The sequence below is a fragment of the Actinoplanes sp. NPDC051388 genome (assembly GCF_055586225.1).
This window is the reverse complement of the sequence record NZ_JBVJIP010000011.1, coordinates 1-21,258: the sequence shown is the minus strand read 5'-3', so window position 1 is coordinate 21,258 and position 21,258 is coordinate 1. Positions and strand designations below refer to the sequence as shown.

At 72.9% G+C, this 21,258-nt stretch carries 17 protein-coding genes; 8 read left to right on the top strand and 9 right to left on the bottom strand.

All coding sequences use genetic code 11. The features are described 5' to 3' along the window. Positions 1–27: 27 nt before the first annotated feature. Both ACZ6TI_RS26330 and ACZ6TI_RS26325 read right to left on the bottom strand, forming a co-directional pair. Positions 28–4,896 (bottom strand): alpha-(1->3)-arabinofuranosyltransferase domain-containing protein, encoded by a 4,869-nt coding sequence (locus tag ACZ6TI_RS26330; RefSeq protein WP_465347817.1) that lies wholly within the window; start codon positions 4,894–4,896, stop codon positions 28–30. 14 nt (positions 4,897–4,910) lie between these two features. Next, positions 4,911–6,608: a substrate-binding domain-containing protein gene (locus ACZ6TI_RS26325; protein ID WP_465347816.1), complete on the bottom strand. Its 1,698-nt coding sequence runs from the start codon at positions 6,606–6,608 to the stop codon at positions 4,911–4,913. A 102-nt stretch (positions 6,609–6,710) separates the two neighbouring features. Here ACZ6TI_RS26325 and ACZ6TI_RS26320 point away from each other — a divergent pair, with 102 nt between their 5' ends. Further along, complete coding sequence (locus ACZ6TI_RS26320) at positions 6,711–7,913, top strand: glycosyltransferase family 4 protein (protein ID WP_465347815.1); 1,203 nt, start codon at positions 6,711–6,713, stop codon at positions 7,911–7,913. A 55-nt stretch (positions 7,914–7,968) separates the two neighbouring features. Here ACZ6TI_RS26320 and ACZ6TI_RS26315 read toward each other — a convergent pair whose 3' ends face one another. The 3 genes from ACZ6TI_RS26315 to ACZ6TI_RS26305 are packed head-to-tail and all read right to left on the bottom strand — an operon-like array spanning position 7,969 to position 12,281. Further along, the gene (locus ACZ6TI_RS26315; protein ID WP_465347814.1) at positions 7,969–9,759 is read right to left on the bottom strand and encodes an MmpA family trehalose lipid delivery protein; all 1,791 of its coding nucleotides are present in this window, start codon (positions 9,757–9,759) and stop codon (positions 7,969–7,971) included. Positions 9,760–9,762: 3 nt separating this feature from the next. After that, positions 9,763–11,541: a hypothetical protein gene (locus ACZ6TI_RS26310; protein WP_465347813.1), complete on the bottom strand. Its 1,779-nt coding sequence runs from the start codon at positions 11,539–11,541 to the stop codon at positions 9,763–9,765. Beyond that, the gene (locus ACZ6TI_RS26305; protein WP_465347812.1) at positions 11,538–12,281 is read right to left on the bottom strand and encodes an FkbM family methyltransferase; all 744 of its coding nucleotides are present in this window, start codon (positions 12,279–12,281) and stop codon (positions 11,538–11,540) included. The genes ACZ6TI_RS26310 and ACZ6TI_RS26305 overlap by 4 nt, the downstream gene beginning before the upstream one ends. 122 nt (positions 12,282–12,403) lie before the next feature. Here ACZ6TI_RS26305 and ACZ6TI_RS26300 point away from each other — a divergent pair, with 122 nt between their 5' ends. The 7 genes from ACZ6TI_RS26300 to ACZ6TI_RS26270 all read left to right on the top strand — a co-directional run bounded on the left by ACZ6TI_RS26300 (position 12,404) and on the right by ACZ6TI_RS26270 (position 18,253). After that, positions 12,404–13,594 carry a nucleotide sugar dehydrogenase gene (locus ACZ6TI_RS26300; RefSeq protein WP_465347811.1) on the top strand — a complete coding sequence of 397 codons (1,191 nt, stop codon included), beginning with the start codon at positions 12,404–12,406 and terminating at the stop codon, positions 13,592–13,594. After that, positions 13,591–14,385, top strand: coding sequence for a glycosyltransferase family 2 protein (locus ACZ6TI_RS26295; protein ID WP_465347810.1), 795 nt, complete (start codon positions 13,591–13,593; stop codon positions 14,383–14,385). The genes ACZ6TI_RS26300 and ACZ6TI_RS26295 overlap by 4 nt, the downstream gene beginning before the upstream one ends. Further along, positions 14,382–15,407 carry an NAD-dependent epimerase/dehydratase family protein gene (locus ACZ6TI_RS26290; RefSeq protein WP_465347809.1) on the top strand — a complete coding sequence of 342 codons (1,026 nt, stop codon included), beginning with the start codon at positions 14,382–14,384 and terminating at the stop codon, positions 15,405–15,407. Before ACZ6TI_RS26295 ends, ACZ6TI_RS26290 begins: the two co-directional genes overlap by 4 nt. Next, positions 15,371–16,555, top strand: a complete 1,185-nt coding sequence (locus ACZ6TI_RS26285) for a polysaccharide biosynthesis protein (RefSeq protein WP_465347808.1) — start codon at positions 15,371–15,373, stop codon at positions 16,553–16,555. The genes ACZ6TI_RS26290 and ACZ6TI_RS26285 overlap by 37 nt, the downstream gene beginning before the upstream one ends. Positions 16,556–16,736: 181 nt before the next feature. Then, positions 16,737–16,862: a hypothetical protein gene (locus ACZ6TI_RS26280; protein ID WP_465347807.1), complete on the top strand. Its 126-nt coding sequence runs from the start codon at positions 16,737–16,739 to the stop codon at positions 16,860–16,862. A gap of 87 nt (positions 16,863–16,949) precedes the next feature. After that, complete coding sequence (locus ACZ6TI_RS26275; RefSeq protein WP_465347806.1) at positions 16,950–17,894, top strand: hypothetical protein; 945 nt, start codon at positions 16,950–16,952, stop codon at positions 17,892–17,894. Between the two features lie 146 nt (positions 17,895–18,040). After that, positions 18,041–18,253 carry a hypothetical protein gene (locus tag ACZ6TI_RS26270; RefSeq protein ID WP_465347805.1) on the top strand — a complete coding sequence of 71 codons (213 nt, stop codon included), beginning with the start codon at positions 18,041–18,043 and terminating at the stop codon, positions 18,251–18,253. A gap of 11 nt (positions 18,254–18,264) precedes the next feature. Here the strand turns inward: ACZ6TI_RS26270 and ACZ6TI_RS26265 are convergent, their stop codons facing one another. The 4 genes from ACZ6TI_RS26265 to ACZ6TI_RS26250 all read right to left on the bottom strand — a co-directional run bounded on the left by ACZ6TI_RS26265 (position 18,265) and on the right by ACZ6TI_RS26250 (position 21,127). Further along, complete coding sequence (locus tag ACZ6TI_RS26265; RefSeq protein WP_465347804.1) at positions 18,265–19,119, bottom strand: NAD(P)H-hydrate dehydratase; 855 nt, start codon at positions 19,117–19,119, stop codon at positions 18,265–18,267. Further along, a complete protein-coding gene (locus tag ACZ6TI_RS26260; RefSeq protein ID WP_465347803.1) occupies positions 19,103–19,831 on the bottom strand; it encodes a histidine phosphatase family protein in 729 nt (242 codons plus the stop codon). The genes ACZ6TI_RS26265 and ACZ6TI_RS26260 overlap by 17 nt, the downstream gene beginning before the upstream one ends. Before the next feature lie 36 nt (positions 19,832–19,867). Next, positions 19,868–20,710 (bottom strand): glycosyltransferase family 2 protein, encoded by an 843-nt coding sequence (locus ACZ6TI_RS26255; protein ID WP_465347802.1) that lies wholly within the window; start codon positions 20,708–20,710, stop codon positions 19,868–19,870. 135 nt (positions 20,711–20,845) lie between these two features. Next, positions 20,846–21,127: a hypothetical protein gene (locus ACZ6TI_RS26250; protein ID WP_465347801.1), complete on the bottom strand. Its 282-nt coding sequence runs from the start codon at positions 21,125–21,127 to the stop codon at positions 20,846–20,848. Positions 21,128–21,258: the final 131 nt, after the last annotated feature.

Below are 21,258 nucleotides of genomic sequence, written 5' to 3'. Positions count from 1 at the left end.
CTGGGCGCGACTTTCTGTAACAAGGATTTAAGCAGGCGGCTCAGTTCGCCGGAGCACCACGGTGAAGTTCCACGTCAATGCCTCCCGCAGGCCCGGGATCCGGGCCACCCAGGTCGCCCAGCGGGGGTGATAACGCGGCAAAACATCGACGATGGTGACCGCGCCGTGGCGGCGGGTGGCCCTCGCCCAGCGCATGGTCTGTGCCGCGCTGACCGGGAAGAGCGTCTCCCGGAACCGGTTCTTCGGCTCGCGGCCGTTGCGCCGCACGTACCGCCGCCGGGCGCGATCGCCGCCGAGCAGCAGGTGCCACGGCGACGTCTCGTGTCCGCCCCACGGCGAACGCCACGGCGTGAAGGACACGAAGACGGTGCCGCCCGGCCGGGTCACCCGGACCATCTCGTCGAGCATCTTCTCCGGCGCGTCGACGTGTTCGAGCACGTTGGACGAGTAGCAGACGTCGACCGAGCCGGTCCGGATCGGCAGTGCGGTGCCACTGCCGCGCACCATGTCCCGCACCCCGGCGCCGGCCGCGGCGAAGTCGCCGACCGCCGGGTCGATGCCGTGATAGGTCGCACCGGCGCGCTGGAACTCGATCGCGAAGTAGCCCGGCCCGCCGCCCACGTCGAGCACGGTGGCGCCGGACAGGTCCAGGTAGGAGCCGAGCTGACGCACCGAGTCCCGGGCGAGCAGGGAGTAGAACCGGTCGGGGTCGGTCTGCTCGACCAGGAACGCGCGGAACAGCGTGATGGACCGGCGCAGGGTCGCCCGGTGCGGATCGATCAGGGGCTCCTCGGCCGGGAAGGTCTCGGGCGGGCGGCCGGCCGCGGGCGCCAGGGTCGCGGCCACCGCGCAGACGGCCGCCAGCATGGCGAGTTGCACCGCCGCCCCGTAGGCCCATTCCTGCCCGTGACCGAGCAGGCGCCCGGCGACGGCGACCGCCATGCCGATCCCGGCGCACCCGAACGCGATGCCGGGCAACGCCCCCGGCCGCAGTTGCCGCACGATGAGCGCCGACAGCAGCAGGGCGGCCCCCGCGGCGCCGCCGAGCAGCACCGCCAGCGCCATCAGCGGGACGAAGATCCACCAGCTCGTGCCGGGGACGCCTCGGGCGGGCTGAAAGACGGCCGACGTCAGCCGGCGCCGGGCCGGCACCACGGCGGCGAGCAGGACCAGCAGCACGAACGCCGCACCCACCGCGAGCGCCAGCCGGTAGGGACGGTCCGGGGTGAACTCGAGCGTCACCGTGCCGCCGTCGCCGGCCGGCACCACGAACGCCTGCTGCCAGCCGTCCACCCGGGCCGCGGCCAGCCGCCGGCCGTCCAGCCTCGCCACCCAGCCCGCGTTGCGGTTCTCCGGCACCACGAGCAGAGCCGCGGCGCCACCGCCGACGGTGACCTGCCGCTCGGTGGGTTGCCATTGGTCCACCTGCACCGAGCGCTCGTGCACGGCCGGCGTGGTGCCGCCGGTGCCGTCGCGGACCAGTGCCGCCGACTCCACCACGAACGCGCCCGACGGCACCGTCCGGAGCCGATGCTCGCCGGCGGTCAGCGGCACGGCGTCGACCACGAAGTCGTCGCAGACGGTCATCGGCAACGGCCGTCCGGCCCGGATGTCCGCGAGCGTGCCGGACACCGACGTCGGATAGGACACCCCGTCGATCTCGACGGCCGGGCCGCGTCCGCACGGAGCAGCGATCGGCGTCTGGGGTGCGACCGGCGTGAGCAGGCCGGTGAGGGCGGGCGCCTCGATCTCGGAGATCCCCGCGGGGGCCGGCCAGCCGTTGCCCCGCGAGTCGGCGACCACCGGCTGGACGGAGGTGACCGCGACCTCGATCCGGTCGGTCCGCTGCGCCGGGAACCGCACCCAGCCGTCCGCGCCGACGTCGGCGGCGACCTGCGCGCCGGGCGTGCGCAGCAGTACCCGCGTCGGGCGGGCGGCCGTCGGCGCCGCCGGGGTGATCAGCCGGATCCGGTCCAGCGTGCGCTGCTCGCCCCAGGCCAGCCGCAGCGTCGGTGTGGAGTCGGTCGGCTCCGCGAGCCAGGCGGTGTCGGGGTCGCCGTCGATCGCCGCGTGCGCGCCGACCGTGACGTCGCCGGTGAGGACGGTCGAGGCGGCCGCGGTCAGCCGCCCGGCCAGCGGCACCGTGCCGCCGGGCCGGGGGAGGGCGGTCATCCGCAGGTCGTAGGTGGCGTCCACGGGCGTCGCGAAGAACCGGTCGATGCCCAGCGGTTCCTCGCCGGCGCGAGTGAGGAACTGGTCGCAGCGGGTGCCCTGCGGGCCGGGGAAGCACGATCCGCGCTGCTGGCGGGCGCGGGTGAAGGCATATTCCGGCGCCTTGGCCGGGGCGGTCGTGAGGTCGGCCGGCGCCCGGAGGCCGCGTTGCGCGACGAGGCCGGGCACGCCCAGCTCGCGGAGCGCGACGCCGCCCTCGAAGCCCTCGCGGAGCGCGAGCACGGTGATCCGTACCGTCGTGGTGAGGCCCGGCAGGGTCGCGAGCCGGTGCGGACCGGGGGTTTCGGGCACCGCTCGGTCGACCGCCCCCTGATCCGTGGTCACCCGCACGATCCGGACCGGGGCCGCGATCCGCGCGTCGTCGGCGAAGTCGAGGGTCACCTCGGTGACCCGCTGCGGGGTGTCCATCGAGACCTCGAGCCACTGCCCGGCGCCGGACTGGTAGGGATCCGAGCGCCAGGCCGTGTCCGGGTCGCCGTCCAACGCCGCGAAGGGCAGGTCGGACGGGTCGGTCGCGCCGATCGAGTCGGCGAAGGCGGCGCTGCTGGACGCGTCGACCGACCGGATGCCCTGATAGGCGGCCACCGTCTGGTGACCCTCCGCGGGGAACGGCAGCAGGTCGTCGCGCAGCCGGCCCAGCCGAGTCTCCTCGTCGGCGGTGAGCGTCTGGCTGACGTTGTCGCGCATCCGCCCGACGTTCAGCTCGCGGCGCCGCAGCCCGTCGGTGACGACCCGCGGGCCGGCCGCCGCGGGCACGCCGAGGCCGTCGCCGGCCAGCACCGCCGGCTGCCGGCCGTCGATCAGCCCCTGCTCGAGCACCCCGAGCAGCGACTCCGGGCCGCCACCGACGATCGGCACGTCGGCCAGCGCGGTCGCGGACACCGTCGGCACCGGACGGTCGACCGCGAAGATCTCGATGGCGGGCACGGACACCGCCGCGTCGACCGGGCTGGGCGCCACGCCGCCGGCGCGGACCCGCGGCCCGAACTCGGCGACCGGCGTGAGACCCGGTGAGTCCGCCACCGCGCGGCGCACCACGGCGATCGGCGGTGCGCCCGCCGCGGACCGATCCAGATCGTGCCGGACCAGCAGGTATTTGTAGCCGGACCGGGCCAGCAGGTCGGCCAGGGCGGGCGACCCACGGCCCTGCTCGAGCACCGCCTCGACCGCGTCCATCACCCGGATGTTGCCCTCGGAGCCGAGCGGGATCTGGTGCCGGGTCGCCCAGGGTGCGCCGGCGAGAGGCTGGATCGGTTCGTCGACGGTACGCCCCCAGGTGTGCTGGGCGAACCCGGTGCCCGGCACCACCAGCGTGCGGGCCTGCGGGTCCCGGGCCAGCCAGGTCGTCGCCTGGCTCCAATAGCCGGGCACCGACTGCCAGCCGGGCCCGGGACGCAGCAGGAGCAGCCAGGCGGGCGCCGTCGCGACGATCAGCAGCAGCGCGACCACCGGTGCGGACGGCAACCGCAGCCTGCGCCATCGGAACGCGCGGCTCGCGGCGTGCGCCAGGCCGAGCACCAGCGGCAGGCGCAGCACCGGCTCGAACTTGTGCACGTTGCGGAGCGGGGCCAGCGGGCCGTCGAGCAGGACGCGGATCCACGGCGCGAGCGGACTGTCCAGTGTGCCCACGTAGCCCATGGTCAGCAGGGTCAGCCCGGCCAGCGCGCCGAAGATCAGGAACCGCCGCTCGGGCAGGCCACGCAAGGCCAGCCCGGTCAGCCCGATCGCGGCCACCAGGGCGGTCGCGGCCATCAGCGCGGGGTGGTCGACCAGCGCCCAGCCGGCCGGCCACCACGGCTGGCCCTGCACGATGTAGCCGCCCCACTGGTTGGTGCCGCGGACGGCCTGGAACATCGAAGTCACCGCGGTGGTCGTGGTGGACGACTCGATGTAGTCGAGGAAGGGCAGGCTGTACTGGCCGAAGAGCAGCAGCGGCACGATCCACCACAGACTCACCGCGGCGACGCAGACGCACCACCAGGCCACGAGCTTGACGTGCGGCCGGTCCCAGCGCCGGGTGACCAGCCACACCCCGGGCAGCACCAGCGCCATCACGACGGCGGCCGCGTTGATGCCGCCCATGCACAGCACCGCCAGGGCGGAGAGCGCCGCGGCCCGGCGGGGCGAGCCGATCCGGCGCGCGGCGACCAGCGGCAGCAGCACCCAGGGCAGCGCGACCACCGGCAGCATCTCGGAGGAGAGCGGGCCGATCTCGGTGAGCATCCGGGGCGCCAGCGCATAGGCCAGCGCGCCGATCACCCGGCCCGGCTCGGTGCCGATCCGCAGCGCCCGGGCCAGCAGCAGGATCCCGTAATACGCGGCGCAGAGCAGCAGGGCGCACCAGATCCGCTGGGTGATCCAGGGCGGCATCCCGAGCCGGTCACCGGCGGCGAAGAACGGGCCCATCGGGAACAGATAGCCGTACGCCTGCTGCTGGAGCTCGCCCGACGCGGACTGCGGATTCCACAGGTGCAAGGCGCGGGCCATGAAGCCGGCCGGGTTCTCGGCGAGGTCGAGCTTGGTGTCGAAGGTGGTGCTGCCCGGGCGCTGCAGGAAGGACAGCACGATGAGCAGCAGCGCACCGCAGGCGGCGGCCAGGTTCCGGCTTTTGCGGCGGCTGACCGGCGCCGCCACGGGCGTGGGAGCGAGGGCGACGGCGGTCATCGGCGGCACTGTGGTCATCGGCGGCACTTCGGCGGCAGGCAGCTGAACTCGGCCAGCGCGGTGAAGAAGATCTGCCGGATCCCGGACGGCTTCGCGGTCAGCGCCACCCGGCCGCCGGTGGCCTTCGCGATCTGCCGGAGTTCGGCGGGGTCGATCTCCGGCCCGACACCGATGAACAGGATCGGCAGCGGCTTCTTCCGATCGACCAGGCCGCCCAGCTCGCGCAGCAGCTCGGCGCGGCCGATCCCGCTGGCGTTGTCGTCCTTGCCGTCGGTCAGGATCAGCACCAGGTTGATCCGGCCCGGCGTCCAGTTGCGCGTCCCGTCCCGGTAGGCGGCCAGCGTGGTGTCGTAGAGGCCGGTCGCGCCGTTCGGCTTGACCCGCATCCGGCCCAGCTCCGCGACGATCTCCGCACGCCGCGGCCCGACCGGGCCGACCGGCACCACCTCGCGGTAGTCGCGCTCGCCGTCGAGGTCGGTGGAGAACGTCCAGATGCCGATCTCGGACGTGCCCAGCAGCAGCTGCGCCCCGCCCTGCGCCGCCTTCACCGTCGCGGACAGCCGGGTCTCGGCGGAGCCGGGCACCTGCGCGGCCATCGAGCCGGAGATGTCGAAGACGGCCAGCATGCGGGCACTGATGTGCACCCCGCCCCACGCGTTGAGCAGCGCCGACGCGTCCGGCTCGGCCGGCAGCGGCGCGGGTGGGTAGGCGTTGGTGCGGATGCCGGTGTCGACCGGGATGCTCGCCGGGGGAGCGCCGGGCGGGGTGCGCAACCCGTGGCGGGTGAGCGCGGTGGCGCCCTCGGCGGCGAGCAGCGCGCGCAGGAACGCGGTGACGCCCTCCCGGCCGGCGCCGGTGGTCAGCGTCGCGAAGGGATAGTCGGGGCCGGGCACCGCCCGGGGTGGGTAGATCGCCACCTGGCGGCGGCCGCCCGCGGCGCCGAGCAGCACCGCCTGCTCGGTGCTGAGCACCGCGGACTCGCCGGATCCCGGCCCGGCCGGCGCCGGTGGGTTCTCGCCGGCGAGCGAGACGGTGCGTGGCGCGAGCCGGCGCATGGTGGCCGCCGCGCCGGCCGCGGTGTCGTCCGCCCGGGCCGCCTGAGCCAGGGCCCGGATGCCGACCAGCGCCCCGAAGCCGATCGGGCTGGTGGCCGGGTCGGGCAGCACGACCGGCACCGGCGGCCGGTTGCCGGCCACCAGCCCGCGCCAGTTCAGGGTGCGTTTGCGCCAGCCCAGCCGGGCCGCCGAGCGGCCGTCGAGAGCGAGCACGACCGGGGTGTTCGCCACCGAGACGCCCTCGGCGGGCACCTGGAACGCGCCGGCCGCGCGGGCCCGGCGCAGCCACAGTGTCGATTCCGGCAGCCAAGCATCGGGCGCCGGCGCGGCGTCGGCGCGCACCGGCCGGCTCGGGCCGGCGCCGCCGGGCGCGGTGGTCGCCAGGTCGCGGAGCACGTCCACCGACTCGCGGGCCTCGACCACCACGTCGAGGCAGCGCTCGCGCTCGGCGAGCCGGGCGGCGATCTCGCGGGCCGGCGGGGCGACGCTCGGCGCCGCGGCGACCCGCAGCGTGGTCCGCTCGGCGCACGCGGCCACCTGCCGGGTGCGCTCGAAGTAGACGGCGGAGCCCCAGCCGCCCAGCACGACGACCAGCGCCACACTCAGCAACGCGACCGGCCAGAACTCCGGTCGCGCGCGCAGGCCCGGGTCGCCCACGTGTTCCTCCCTTGTGACGTCACCGTTGCGGATCATCGCAGGGGTGCCCTAGTGTGACGCGATCGCGAATCGTACTCGCTAGTAGGGGTGGCCGAGTAGACCATGACGGATGCCTTCGGTCGTCACGTTCTGTTGCTGAACTGGCGCGATACCGGGCATCCGGAGGGCGGCGGCTCAGAGGTCTTCCTCGAGCGGGTGGCCGCCGAGTTGGTCGGCCGCGGCTATCGCGCGACCCTGCTGTGCCAGGCCTACGAAACCGCGCCGGCCGAGGAGGTTACACCGCAGGGCGTACGCATCGTGCGGCGCGGCGGCCGGCACACGGTCTACCTCTTCGCCGCCCTGCTCTACGTGGCCGGCGCCCTCGGTCTCGGTGTGCTGGCCGGTCGCCGGCACGGCCGCCCCGACGTGATCGTCGACGTCTGCAACGGCATGCCTTTCCTCAGCCGGCTCTACGCGCGCTGCCCGGTGATCGCGCTGGTCCACCACGTGCACCGGGAGCAGTGGCCGGTGGTCTTCGGCCCCCGGGTCGCGCGGATCGGCTGGTGGATCGAGTCGTGGCTGGCCATCCGGGTCTATCGCAACTGTCGCTATGTGACGGTCTCCGGGGCGAGCCGTGACGAGCTCGTCGCGCTCGGTGTGGACGCGGAGCGGATCACCGTGGTCCACAACGGGACGACCGAGGTGGTCGGGCCGGCCGTGCCGCGCACGGCGCACCCGAGCCTGGTCGTGCTCGGCCGGCTGGTGCCGCACAAGCGGATCGAGCTCGCGCTGCGGGCGACCGCCGTGCTGGCCACCGAGCTGCCCACGTTGGAGCTGGTGGTGGCCGGACAGGGCTGGTGGGAGGAGCCGCTGCGGCAGCTCGCCGCCGACCTCGAGATCGAGGATCGGGTCCGGTTCGCCGGATTCGTCACCGAGGAGGACAAACACGAGCTGCTCTGCCGCTCATGGTTGTTGCTGCTGCCCTCGCTCAAGGAGGGCTGGGGGCTGACCATCGTGGAGGCCGGCGCGCGCGGCACGCCCTCGGTCGCCTTCCGGTCGGCGGGCGGCGTGGTCGACGCGATGGCCGACGGCGAGACCGGGGTGCTGGCCGAGGACGAGTTCGAGTTCTTCAAGGCCACCCGGGCACTGCTGCTGGACGCGCGGCGACGCACCGCGATGGGCACCGCGGCAGCGGCGCACGCACGAGGTTTCACCTGGGCCATGACCGGCGCGAACTTCGCCCGGGTGGTCGCCGATCAACTCCCCGCGGCGCAGCCCCAGAAGGCTCCGACGCGGAAGGATGCGGCGGATCAGCGAGTGCCGTAGACCGCGGCTGCCGGGTCGATGGTCGTCTGCTCGGCGACGTGGTCGGCAGACGGGCTCAGCGCGCCGAGGGCGGCGATGGTGCCGACGATGCCGAGGATGGCGCCGACGGCTGCGGCAGCGATGAACGTGGCCAACTTCGCCATGGAACTTCCTCCTCGGATTCGTGAGTGCGCGGACGGTACCACGGTCGTCGCCGGGTTCGCAGCACTGCCGGGACAGTGAAGATCACGATTGCCGCGGCGAGCAGATGGGCGACCAGGGCGGCGGTGCGCCGGCCGGTGGGCGGTGTCGCTGCCACGGCGGCCCGCGACGGATTCTCCCAGAGCTGCAGGGCCGGGCCGGAGTAGGCGAGCCGGAGTCCGGAGAGGACGCTCGGCGACGGATTCCCCGGGATCCCCGCGCGGACGAGCACCCAGCGGACGCCGAGCTCCGCGGCCGGGCGGCCGGCGTCGAGGTGGTGCCGGACCAGGGCGGCGCGCGGGCTCTCCCCGTCGACCGTGATCGTGCCGACTCGCAGGGCGTCGTTCATCAGCACCGGCGCGTCCAAATAGCGCGGCGCCGGGTCGCGGACCACGGCGCCGCGGGCCCACGCGTAGCGCTGGTAGCCCTCGAACGGCAGCGACAGCACCTCGCCCGGTGCGGCGGCCACCCGCGCCGCCACGGCGTTCCAATCCGCCGGGTAGCGCACCGGCCGCAGCGCGCCCGCGGCGCCGAACGCCAGGTCGGGCAGCAGCGCGACCGGCAGCAGCACGGCGCCGGCCAGCACGAAGCGCCCGGCGGCCAGGTTGAGCGGTGCGGTGAGCCGGTCGGCCAGCCGCTCGGCGCCGATCGCGAAGCTCAGCGCGAGCACCAGCGCGTACGGGATGAGGAATTTCTGCCCGTCACGCAGCAGCCCGGCGCCCGGCACCTGGGCGACCAGCCACTCCAGAGCGGGCGCGCCCGGCGCGGTGCCCGCGGCGGCCAGCAGGAACGCGCCGCCGGCCAGCACGAACAGCCGGTTGGCGCCACCCGGCCAGCGCCGGCGCAGCCCGCCCAGGCCGAGCACGGCGATCGCGAGCACCAGCAGGGTGACCACCGGCACGAGCGGCGAGCTGCGGCTGGCCGGCACGGTCTGCGCGTTCCAGATGCCGCCGGTGCCGGCCAGCGCGGTCCACGAGCCGGCCCAGTTCTCCGCCCGGGCGGCGAAGGCGGCCACCCCGCCGGCATCCGAGCGGGCGCCGGCCGCGCTGGTCAGCGACGCCACCAGCCACGGCGCGTTGAGCGCGGCAATGGCGGCGAGGGCGACCGCGGTGGCGCGCGACCGCCACGGCAGCAGCACCGCGGCCGTGGCCAGCGCGATCAGGCCGCCGGTCGGGGTGACCGCGGCGGGTGCGGCGGCGAGCACCAGCCGGGGGAGTGCGCCGGGCCGGCCGGCGCTGAGGTCCCGCGCCGCCGCCACCAGCCAGGGCAACGCCGCATACGCGAGCAGCAGCGCCCACTGCCCGAGGAGCAGCCGCTCGGCCAGGAACGGCGTCCAGGCGAACGCGAGGGCGGCTGCCGTCCGGGTGCCCGTACGCGTGGTCGGCACCAGCCGGAACGCGCCCAGCGCGGCGAAATAGACCACCGCGACCAGCGCGATCCGCTGGAGCAGCCAGCCGGGCACCGCCAGGTTGGCGAGCGACACCAGCGCGTCGAGCGGCACCGCCCGCGGCAGGGCGTCGGCCGGCGCGATCATCTCCCAGCTCAGTGGCTGCCGCGGCACGAACACCATGTCGTACCGCAGCGCATAACCCGGCAGCACCAGCGGCGCGAGCACCACCGCGGTGACCGCGGCCGCGACCGCGTGCGGAACGACCCGGGTGCGCACCGGCTACCCGGCCGGCTGCGGCACCAGCGCGCCGACGTCGATCTCGTCGGTGCAGAGGTTGGCCGCCGGGTCGCGCACGGTGAGCGTGGCCTCGTCGCCCTCGACCAGCATCAGCAGGAACATCGCGTTGAGGCCGCGGTGCACGTCGAAGGAGACGCCGCTGTGGTCGCCGACCTTGATCGTCGCGACGGTGTCGCGGTCGCTGAGATAGCTGATCCGCACCACCTGCCAGTAGTCGATCACGGCCGCGGTCAGCGGGATCCGCACGGGTTTGCCGCCGGTGACCCGGTAGCCGCAACCCGCCAGCGGACCCGGCTTCGCCGATGCGCCGTCGACCCAGGCCGGCCGGATGTGGCCGCTGTCGTCGAAGACCGACAGCCGCCGGGCCTGGGTGACGAACACCGGGCCGTCGTCATCCAGCGGGCCGAAGAACTTCGACTGCATGTTCCACGGCGAGGACAGCCCGGGCACCACGGCCTCGGGCACCGGCCGATCCATGAACACCGTGCCCGGCTCGGCGTCCGCCAGATCGGCTTGCGCGGTTCGCAGGTAGTCACGGCCGGCCTTGACGCCCCAGTCGGAGGCGAAGTCGACGCCACTGTAGAGGCTGCTCGCGACGAGCAGCGCCAGGCCCACCGCGAGCAGGCTCCTTGGTGGCGCCGGGGTCGGCTCCGCCTCTTGTCGCAGACCGCGCAGGCCGCAGATCGCGACGCCCACGCACAACGCCGCGACCAGCAGCACGTCACCGAGGTAGCGCGGCACCAGCCCGGCCACCCCGCTCAGCCCCGACCCCAGCCGGGTGGCGGCGATCAGCGCGGCGGTCATCGCGGAGAACGTCGCGAGCAGCAGCCAGGCGCGCACCGCGACGCCTCGGCGCAGCCAGACCGTGCCGATCACGAGCGCCGCGACCAGCACCCAGGCGATCCACCGGGCGGGCTCCTGCGGGGCGGCCAGCGCCGCGCCGTCCGCGCCGTCCAGCCAGGTCCACGGCCCGCCGACCAGCCCCGGCGTGAGCGTCTCGCCATAGAACTGCCCCAGGAACGTGCCCACCTCACCGGCCGACGACGGCGTCCGCAACATCGAACCCGACGACACCGGCAGATAGGCGGCGAGGTAGGCGACCGAGATCGCGGCCAGCACCGCCCAGGACGGCCACCACTGCCGGATCGAGGTGAGCACCGCGCGCAGCGGCCCGCCCGGCGCATAGAGACACAGCGTCACCAGGGCGACGAGCGGCACGATGAGCAGCGCCTTCTCGAAGAACAGCAGCCCGAGCACGACCGCCAGCCCGAGCGTGACCAGGTGCTTGCGGGCGCCGGTGCGCAGGTAGCGGACCTGGGCGCCGACCGCGAGCACCATGGCGAGCTGCATCGGCAGCAGGTTGATCCCGACCGCCCACCACGCGCTGACCTCCAGGGTCATCGGGTTGAAGAGAAACAGGCAGAGGGGTACGAGCAGCGCCCACCCGTCCGGCAGCACCAGCCGCAGCAGCCGGTAGAACGCCACGCCGACCGCGAGCTGGGCGAGCAGCATCAGCACCAGGTAGGGCCAGTATTCGTAGCCGGTCAGCCGCTCGGTCACGAAGACGATCAGCCGCCCGGCCGGCATCAGGTGGTTGTTGTAGGTGTCGAACAGGTAGCCCGGGGTCAGGTTCGCGGCGTCGGCCTGGGCGAGGATCGGGAAGTCGTCGATGGTGAGGAAGCCGCGCGCGGAGATCCAGGCCCGCCAGGCCAGGCTCAGGGTGATGAGTGCGGCGGCGGCCGCGTTCAGGCTGCGGTTCACTTGAACAGCACCATGTTGACGTAGCGGGGCTTCGGTCGCACCACCCGTCGCGCGAAGCTCTGGTCCACCCGGCCCACGGCCCCGCGCTGATGTCCGATGAGGTCGAAGCCGTCCAGCGGGATCCACTCGTCGTCCGGCATCACGAAGGCCCGGTAGCCCCACCCGCCGAGCAGATCGAGCACCGGCTCCACCGGCTGGATCCGCTCCTCCAGCTCGACCAGCAGCAGCGGGTGATCCGTCCGGATGGTCCGCTCGGCCCCGCGCAGCGCGGGCATCTCGTGCCCCTCCACGTCGAGCTTCACGAACCGGACGTCGTGCAGCTCCAGCTCGTCGAGGGCCACCCGGGCGACGGTGACCCGCTCACCGCTGCCGTATTCCAGCGAGGACGTGCCGACCCCGGGCCCGCCGGCCGGCAGGAACAGCTCCGCGGTGCCGCTGTGATCGGAGGCGACCGCCTCGACCACCCGCACGTCCGGGAACGCGTTGCGCAGGCCGCCGGCCAGCTCGGCGGTGGGCTCCACCGCGACCACCCGGTCGGCGATCCGGCGCAGGCCGCGGGTCCACGGGCCGTACCAGGCTCCGACGTCGACGGCCGTGCCGCCGCGCGGTGCGTAGGACGACAGTCGCGCCAGCTCCGGCTCGACCCGGGGATAGACCGCGCGGACCGCGGCGCCCACCACGCGGGACGGCAGCGCCGCGGCGAACCGCGAGCTCAGTTCGGTGGACAGGGTGCCGGCCATGGTGACGCACAATAGCCCCTCGGAGGCCCCTGGCTACTTACGGGTAGACCCGAGGTTTCCTCGCGAGTAACCTGCACGAACCGAGGCCCGACGGGCATCGCGTGGCGTGAATGTGAGGGACCATGACCGAGGCGGTGGACGTCTGCGTGGTGGGCGGCTGCGGCCGGGTCGGGCTGCCGCTGGGCATCGCGCTGGCCGCACGCGGCCGGTCGGTCGTGCTCTACGACATCGACGCCGCCGCCGTCGATCTGGTGAACGCCGGCGTGCTGCCGTTCGCTGAGGACGGTGCGGCGGCGCTGCTCACCGAGGCGCTGGCCGCCGGACGGCTGCGAGCCACCACCGACGCGGCCGCGGTCGGGCTCGCCGAGGCGCTGATCGTGGTCGTCGGCACCCCGGTCGACGAGCACCTCAACCCCGATCTCGGCGCGGTGCCGCGGGCCATCGAGCGTTGCGTGCGGCACCTGCGCGACGGCCAGCTGGTGGTGCTGCGCAGCACCGTCTATCCCGGCGTGACCGCGCTGACCGAGAAGCTGCTGGCCGGCAAGGGTCTCGTGGTCGACGTGGCGTTCTGCCCCGAGCGCATCGCCGAGGGCCGGGCGATGACCGAGCTCTTCACGCTGCCGCAGATCGTCGCCGCCCGCACCCCGCAGGCCTTCGACCGGGCCGCGGCCCTGTTCCGGACCCTCACCGACTCGGTGGTGCGGCTGGAGCCGGAGGAGGCCGAGCTGGCGAAGCTCTTCACCAACACCTGGCGTTATCTGAAGTTCGCGGCCGCCAACCAGTTCTGGATGATGGCCAACGACTTCGGCCTCGACTACGCGCGGATCCAGCACGCGGTCGCCTTCGACTACCCGCGGGCGGCCGATCTGCCGATGCCCGGTTTCGCGGCCGGCCCGTGCCTGCTCAAGGACACCATGCAGCTGGCCGCCTTCAACCGGAACAACTTCGTGCTCGGCCACTCGGCGATGCTGATCAACGAGGGGCTGCCGCTCTATCTGGTGTCCCGCCTGGAGGATCGCTTCGAGCTGGCCGACCTGACCGTCGGCATCCTGGGCATGGCGTTCAAGGGCGGCAGCGACGACTCGCGGGACAGCCTGGCATACAAGCTGCGGAAGATTCTCACGCTCAAGGCGCGCGAGACCTTGTGTACGGATCCGTACGTCGCCGACGACCGCTTCCTGCCGCTGGACGACGTGCTCAAACGCGCCGACCTGCTGGTGATCGCGGCGCCGCATCCGGATTACGCCGACCTCGAGACGGACAAGCCGCTGATCGACATGTGGGGACTGACCGGAAAGGGCGTGCTGGTGTGACACCACGGGTCTCGGTGGTCATCCCGGTCTACAACGAGGGCGAGGACGTGGTCCGGCACCTCGAGCGGATCCTGCGTGAGGTGCTGCTGCCCGCCGAGATCCTGGTCGTGCACGACATGCCGGAGGACACCACGGTTCCCTTCGCGCAGCAGGTCGCGATCCACGACCCGCGGGTGCGCACGGTGCTGAACACGTACGGTCCGGGCCCGGCCAACGCGGTCCGCTTCGGCATCGACGCGGCGCGCGCGCCGGTCGCGGTCGTGACGATGGCCGACGGCTGCGACGACCCGCGGCAGATCGACGAGCTCGCCCGGCTGGTCGACCGGGGCGTGGTGGTCGCGGCGGCGTCGCGGTACATGCCCGGCGGGCAGCAGGTCGGCGGGCCGCGGTTCAAGCGGATGGCGTCCCGGTGGGCCGGGCGCAGCCTGCGGCTCTTCGCCCGGGTCGGCACCCGCGACGCGACGAACAGCTTCAAGGCCTATGACACCGCGTTCGTCCGCGAGGTGGGCATCGAGTCGCGCACCGGCTTCGAGATCGGCATCGAGCTGACCGCGAAGGCGACCCGCCTGCGCCGCCCGGTGGCCGAGATCCCGACGATCTGGCTCGACCGGCAGCTCGGCGAGTCGCGCTTCGACGTGGGCCGGTTCCTGCCGAGCTACCTGCGGTGGTACCTGTTCGCGTTCGGCCGCCGGTTGACCACCGCGCAGCTCGCCGCACGATGGGCGCACCTCAAGCCGGACGTGGCTGCCGGCGCTCTGGCCGATCGCGACAAGGAGGACACCCCGGCGTGACGAAGGTGCTGGTCACCGGCTCGGCCGGCTTCATCGGCGGATATCTGGTCGAGGAGCTGCTGAGCCGCGGGCACGAGGTGGTCGGGCTCGACGACTATTCCAAGTACGGGCCGGTGGCGCACGGATACGACGACCACCCGCGGTTCCGGTTCGTCCTCGGTGACGCGCGCGACCCGGCTCTGCTCGCCTCGCTGCTGACCGACTGCGACCACTTCATCGCGGGGGCGGCGATGATCGGGGGGATCTCCTACTTCCACACGTACGCCTACGACCTCCTCGCCACCAACGAGCGCATCATGGCCGCCTCGTGCGATGCGGCGATCGCCGCGCACCGGGACGGTCGGTTGCGCAAGGTCACGTACATCTCGTCGTCGATGGTCTATGAATCGACCGACCACTGGCCGTCCAAGGAGGGCGACGAGCGACGCATCCCGCCGCCGCGCTCGTCCTACGGTTTCCAGAAGCTGGCCGTGGAATATTACGCGCGGGCGGCCTGGGATCAGCATCGGCTGCCCTACACGATCGTGCGGCCGTTCAACTGTGTCGGGGTGGGCGAGGGACGGGCACTGGGCGACGTCGAGGTGCTCTCCGGCAACGTCAAGCTCGCGATGTCCCACGTGGTCCCCGACCTGGTGCAGAAGGTCCTGAAAGGCCAGTCGCCGCTGCACGTTCTCGGCGACGGGTCGCAGGTGCGGCATTACACCTATGGCGGTGATCTGGCGCGCGGCATCGTGACGGCGATGTCGTCCGACGCCGCGGTGAACGAGGACTTCAACCTGTCCACCGCCGCGTCCACCACCGTGCTCGAACTGGCCGCGCTGATCTGGCAGAAGATCAAGGGCCCGGACGTGCCGTTCCGGTGGGTGAGCGACGAGCCCTTCGCGCACGACGTGGCGATGCGGGTGCCGGACGTGACCAAGGCGCGCGAGGTGCTCGGCTTCACCGCGGAGACCACATTGGACACGATGCTCGACGAGGTGATCCCGTGGATCACGCGAGCGGTCGACCAGGGCCGGCTGTAACCCGGCGTCGCATCGGCCTCGCGGGGGCGGCCGTCGCCGTTGCCGGGGCGGTCACCAACGCGCTCGGATATCTGGTGCCGGTGCTCGGCGCCCGCCGGCTCAGCGCCGCCGACCTCGGAGCGCTCGCGGTGGTGCTGGCGATCGCCGCGATCGCGGGCGTGCCCGGAACCGGTCTGCAGATCGCGGTCGCGGTGCACCGCGCCCGGCATCCGGGCGCGACCGCCGTCCAGCTCGGCCGGCTCACCGCCCTGGTGTGCGCGGGCGTGGTGGTTCTGCTGGTGCCGGTCGCCGGCCCGGTGCTCGGCCTGCCGCCGGCGGTCATGCTGCTGCTCGCGGTCTACACCGCGGCGGCCGTCGTAGCCGGTCGACGGCTGGGGGAGTTGCAGGGTGACTCGCGGTTCCTGCGCCTGGCCGTGGGCATGGCCGTGCTGGCGGCCGGGCGCTACCTCGGATTCATCGCCGGGCTGCTCCTCGGTCTCGGCCTGACCGGGACGGTGTTCCTCGGGACGGCGACGGCTCTGCTGATCCCGGTGGTGCTGGCTCCGCTGAGCCGGGCGGCTTCCCGGGGGCCGGCGGTTTCCGCGAAGCAGGTCCTCACCGCCTGCTCGGCGACGCTGGCGATGCTGGTCGTGTCATCCGCGGACCTGCTGCTGGCCCGGCATCTGTTGCCGGCCTCGACCTCCGGGGCATATGCCGTGGGGACGGTGCTGACCAAGGGCGCGCTGTGGGCGCCGCAGGTGATCACCGTGCTGGCGTTGCCTCGGCTGGCGCAAGGGAGCCGCCGGGCTCTGCTGATCGCGCTCGCCCTGGTGGGCGGGTGCGGGGCGGTGCTGATCGCTGCGTCCGCGGTGGCCGGGGGCCTGGCGTTCCGCCTGGCCGGCGGCCCGGACTATGTCGAGCTGGGCCGCTACGCCCCGGTCTTCGCGACGACGGGCGCGCTCTATGCGTTGCTGTTCGTGCTGGTGAACGCCCGGGTGGCGGCCGGCGCGCCGTGGCCGTCGGCCCCGTTGTGGGCGGCGACCGCGGTGCTGGTGGTGACGACCGAGTGGCTCGTGCCGCACACCCTGACGGCGATTCTGTGGTGCGCGGCCGCCACCGCTGCCGCGGCGCTGGCGGCAACCGCGTTCGCGACCATCCGGGTTCGGTAAGAATAGTTCGTCATTTTACGTATGCGTGTCGTCGCTAAGAGCGACGCAATCACGCTCGTCAAAGCCTTGACTCTTCGCGGTAGGATCCGAACCGGTTCAAGCAAATCGCTTACTGTGCGGTTTCCTTTCCATTCCCGATGCATCGGAATTCCGCGCGGCGGCATTCAAGAAAGGTACGTTCATGCGCAAATTGACGACGATCGCGGTGGGTGGCGCCGTGGCGGCGCCGCTGGCACTCGCCGTGGTGCTGCCGTCCGAAGCGGGCGAGGTCCCGTTCCCGGCGCTGCCGGAAAGCCAGGCCAGATGAACGACTACGACGGTGGTCTCGAAGAACAAGTCGGCCGACCAGAACATCGAACCGAGTCCCCGGGGACTCGAGGAAAGGTATTTTTAAATGTCACGTAAGGCAATTGCAGTCCTGCTGGTCGCGGCCCTGCTGCCGTTGAGTTCCTGCGGTGGCGTCGGCAAACTCGGCGACAAGAAGAAGTCGAGTTCCAGCAATTCCGGCACCGGCGACGCCGAGAGCGGTTCGAACAGCGGCACCGGCGACGCCGTCGACGGCCCGCAGACCGTCGACGTGAACAAGACCGCCATCGCGTACGGGATGAAGTTGAGCCTCGGCACGCTCACCTACGACCCCGCCAAGGAGTCGCCGGACTCGCCGCTGTTCCTGGACGCCAAGGTGGAGAACATCACGACGTCGAGTGTCAGCGGCAGCGCCAACTTCCTTCTCAAGGTCGACGACGGGTTCTACCAGGGCGGCTTCGAGAAGGACCTCACCAGCCTGCCGGGCGGTGAGACCCAGAACGTCACGATCACCTTCGACCTCCGTCCGGACGACAAGGTCACCGACCTGAAGCAGGCGACGCTGCTGGTCGGCAGCGCTCAGGAGGCGCAGTCCGAGTTCCCGCTCGGCGGCGGCCAGGACATCAACCTGGAGCCGAAGCCGATCGTCGACAAGCCGATCGTCAAGACCAACAAGCGGGGCCGGGTCTGGTACAACAAGTGCGAGCTCCGGGCCGACTACCCGACCGAGCACCACCAGGTGAAGAAGGGCTATCGCGCCATCGTCTGCTATCTGGACATGCAGGTGCAGGGTGACGAGTTCTTCTCCGACAACGTGCAGCAGGACGACTTCCGCCTGCGGTTGCCGGACCAGACCACGCAGGCGGCCGACCAGGGCCCGAACGAGATCGCGAAGCAGCTGAAGCGCATCCAGGACCTCGAGGTCATCTTCACCATCAAGTGGCCCGAGGGCGGAGCCGGCGGCGACTACACGATCGAAACCAAGTTCGGCGACGGGACGACCAAGCTCCCGATCACCGTCCCCACCGCCTGATCGGCCGACGCGGGCGAGACGCGCCCGCCCCCGGCTCCGGGGGCGGGCCCTCCGCCCACGAAACCAGGTGCTTCAGCGGGTGTCTTACTCGCGCGTCCACGGGTACCCGAGTGGGAGATGTCCGAGCGACACGAAGGGAACGGCTCATGAGCAGCACGAGAAACACCGGCACCGGTGAGGACGCGGACGACGGCCGGGGCGTGGCCGGCGGCGTCTCCGGGAGCAGCACCGATCAGCACATCACCGGCGCTCCGGAGACGGGCACCTTCCGCACCGACGAGGCGCCCACCGGCGACACGCCGGCCGACGGCAGCAGCAACGCGGGCATCAACAGCCGCGCCGGCAACCGGGAGGCTTAGGGCTCAGGGTCTCAGATGGTCGCGATGGCGGCGGCCACCTCGTCGACGAGCTCGCGGGCCAGGAAGCCGGTCCGGCCGTAGCGCGGGATGAGCCGCCGCCCACTGAGCGCGTGCACGTGCGAGCCCCAGCACGCCGCCTGGGCGGGATCGGCGCCCCGGGCCAGGAAACCGGACATGATGCCGGCCAGCACGTCCCCGCTGCCGGAGGTGCCGAGTCCGACGTCGCCGGTCTCCTCGCGCCAGCAATCGCCGCCGGGCTCTGCGATGTGCCCGTGCAGCGAGATCACCGCGTGATAGCGCTCGGCCAGTCTCCGGGCCGCGGCGGCCAGGTCGTCGCCGGGCTCCGCGCCCAGCAGGCGGGCCGCCTCGGTGACGTTGGGGGTGAGCACGACCGGCTGCGGACGGCCGGCAATCAGGCTGTCGTCGTTGCTCAGGGCGCCCAGGGCGTACGCGTCCAGCACCACCGAGGCGTCCTTGGCCGCGGCGTCGAGCACCTTGCGCATCAGCTCGGCGGTCTCGTCGATGTCGTCGAGACCGGGTCCGATCGCGATCACGTCGGCGGCGCCGGCCAGCTCGAGCACCGCGTCCGGCACGTTCCCGTGGTGTTCGGGCAGGCCGACCACCTTCGCCTCTGGGACGGCGATGCTGAGCGCCGACGCGGTGGATTCCTCCACCGCGAGCTGCAGGCGGCCGGCGCCGGCCCGCAGCGCCGCCACCCCGGCCAGCAGGACCGCGCCCGGCGTGTCGCGGGACCCGCCCACGATCAGGACGGTGCCGCGCGACTTCTTGTCACCGCCCGGGTCCGGCAGTGGCCAGTCGCGCAGCAACCGGGGCGTGATGACGGTCTCGTCAGACCGGTTCGGCATCGACATCCTCCTGACGTGTCGGCTCCGCACCGTGGCGGTGCAGGTGATCGACGGAATTGAACAGTTCCGGCCGGAACAGGCCGTCCACCCGGCGCCAGCTGCTGATCGAGCAGTTCGCGACGGACGTCTGCCGGGCCACGGTCATCAGTTGCTCCTCGTCCAGCATCTCGGCCAGGTAGCGGACGAGCAGGACGGTGGCTTCGTGCGCGAACAGCAGCACCCGGCCGCCGGGCAGGTCCGCGGACTGCTCGCGCAGGAGCGCACGCAGCCGCAGCAGCACGTCGGCCCAGGATTCACCGCCCGGCGGCCGGTAGTAGAACTTGCCGAGCCGGCGCCGGCGGACCGCCTCGGCGGGCAGCCGGACTTCGACGCCGTGGGCGGTCAGCAGGTCGAGGACGCCGAGCTCACGGTCACGCAGACGCTCGTCGACCAGCGCGGGGATGCCGGAGCCGGACAGGGCCAGTTCGGCGGTCTGCCGCGCCCGCCGATACGGCGAGACCAGGGCCACCTGAGGCCGGTCGTGATCGGCGCGCCCGGCAATCCAGCGTGCCACCGCCTCGGCCTGCTCCCGGCCGGTCGGCGAAAGGTTCACGTCGGCGTCGCGTTCCGGGATGTCGATCTGCTCCAGACCGCTGTTCTCCGCGTCCTGCGCGAGCACATTGCCCGTGCTCTGCCCATGCCGCACCACGCCGAGCCACTGAATTCCGTTCACGGCCGGACTCTTACCCGCTGTGCCGCCGTCGTACCGTCAGTCGCCCAGCACGCGCAGCGCGGCTTCCACCTCGGCCGGCAACGGACGGCGGTGTCGCAGCGCCCAGGGCAGGTCGCTCAGCAGGCCGGTCACCGCTCTCGGATCGGTGCGCAGCGCGGCGCGGACCTCGCGGGCCACCACGGCCGGCGGGCGGCGCAGCAGCGCGGTCAGCACCCGGTTGCGGGCCTCCCGCCGGCGCCGCGCCCGCTGATCCCGGCCGGCCGGCTCCGGCAGGTGGTGCACCACCAGACTCGGGGCGTAGCTCAGCTGCCAGCCGGCCGCGGCGAGGTCCATCGCGAGCAGGCCCTCCTCGCCGTACACCACCAGCTTCGGCTGGAATCCGCCGGCGGCGATGAACGCGTCCCGGCGGACCACCGTGGCGCACGAGAGGAAGCCGAGCACCGAGGGTCCGGCGCCGCCGGGCGGGACGCCCAGTGGCGCGGTGGCCATGCCGGCGGAGACCGGGTCGAGCCGCTCGTCGGCTCCGATCAGGACCTGAGCGGTGAGCAGCGCCGTCCGCGGGTGGGCGCGCAGCAGGGCCGCTGCCGCGGCGAGCATGCCCGGCGCCCAGTACGAGTCGTCGTCGGCGAAGGCGACGGACGGGGTGCGGGCGCGCTCGACGCCGACGTTGCGGGCGGCCGCTCCCAGGTTGTCGTCGAGGCGGATCATCTCCACTCCGTCGACGGCGAGCGGGCGTTCCGAGCCGTTGTCGACCACGATCACCGGCGCCCGGTGCCGGGGGACGGTCTCCCGCAGCCGGTCGGGCCGGTTTCGGGTGGCGACCACCACCGTCACCTCGTCGGTCTCGTGCATCGTGCCGGTGCGGGGGAAGGTCGTCACGGTCGGATCACGGTCTCCTTCTCGGTCCTGAGCGCGTGCCCGGGTACCCGAGCCGGAAAGTGCCAAACGGGCCGCCGACCGGCAAAACGAGAGAGTCCGCCCCCGAATCGGGTGGCGGACTCTCCGGACCGGGCGTCAAGGCGGTGATCGCTGGTCGGTGACGGGGTTGTCGGACTGCCGGGCTGACGAGCTCTGCCCGTCGCCGGGTGGCGGTCGTGGTTCTGGCCGGCTGGTGGGCGGAGCGGGCGGCGCCGGAGGTTCGGGCGGCTCGCTCCAGGTGGCGCCGATGAGGGCGTCGAACTCCTCCCGGACCAGGTCGCGGTCGCCGGTGACGAGTTCGACGAACGCCTCGTCGAAACCACGATCCCACTCCGGGGACAACGCCGTGCCGGCCCGGGCGATGGGAATGCTGATCATGTCGGTCACCTCTGGCGAGAACCGTCGGTTCAGCTGGTGATCACCTTCTGGTCGTCGTGCGATCGGCCGACTACGTTGATCTTGCGGGGCTTGGCTTTCTCGGCGATCGGGATGCGCAGGACCAGTACGCC

Coding starts and splice junctions, on each gene's coding strand:
- ACZ6TI_RS26330 (WP_465347817.1), bottom strand. CDS start 4,896: ATGACCGCCGTCGCCCTCGCTCCCACGCCCGTGGCGGCGCCGGTCAGC.
- ACZ6TI_RS26320 (WP_465347815.1), top strand. CDS start 6,711: ATGACGGATGCCTTCGGTCGTCACGTTCTGTTGCTGAACTGGCGCGAT.
- ACZ6TI_RS26305 (WP_465347812.1), bottom strand. CDS start 12,281: ATGGCCGGCACCCTGTCCACCGAACTGAGCTCGCGGTTCGCCGCGGCG.
- ACZ6TI_RS26300 (WP_465347811.1), top strand. CDS start 12,404: ATGACCGAGGCGGTGGACGTCTGCGTGGTGGGCGGCTGCGGCCGGGTC.
- ACZ6TI_RS26280 (WP_465347807.1), top strand. CDS start 16,737: ATGCGCAAATTGACGACGATCGCGGTGGGTGGCGCCGTGGCGGCGCCG.
- ACZ6TI_RS26275 (WP_465347806.1), top strand. CDS start 16,950: ATGTCACGTAAGGCAATTGCAGTCCTGCTGGTCGCGGCCCTGCTGCCG.
- ACZ6TI_RS26270 (WP_465347805.1), top strand. CDS start 18,041: ATGAGCAGCACGAGAAACACCGGCACCGGTGAGGACGCGGACGACGGC.
- ACZ6TI_RS26265 (WP_465347804.1), bottom strand. CDS start 19,119: ATGCCGAACCGGTCTGACGAGACCGTCATCACGCCCCGGTTGCTGCGC.
- ACZ6TI_RS26250 (WP_465347801.1), bottom strand. CDS start 21,127: ATGATCAGCATTCCCATCGCCCGGGCCGGCACGGCGTTGTCCCCGGAG.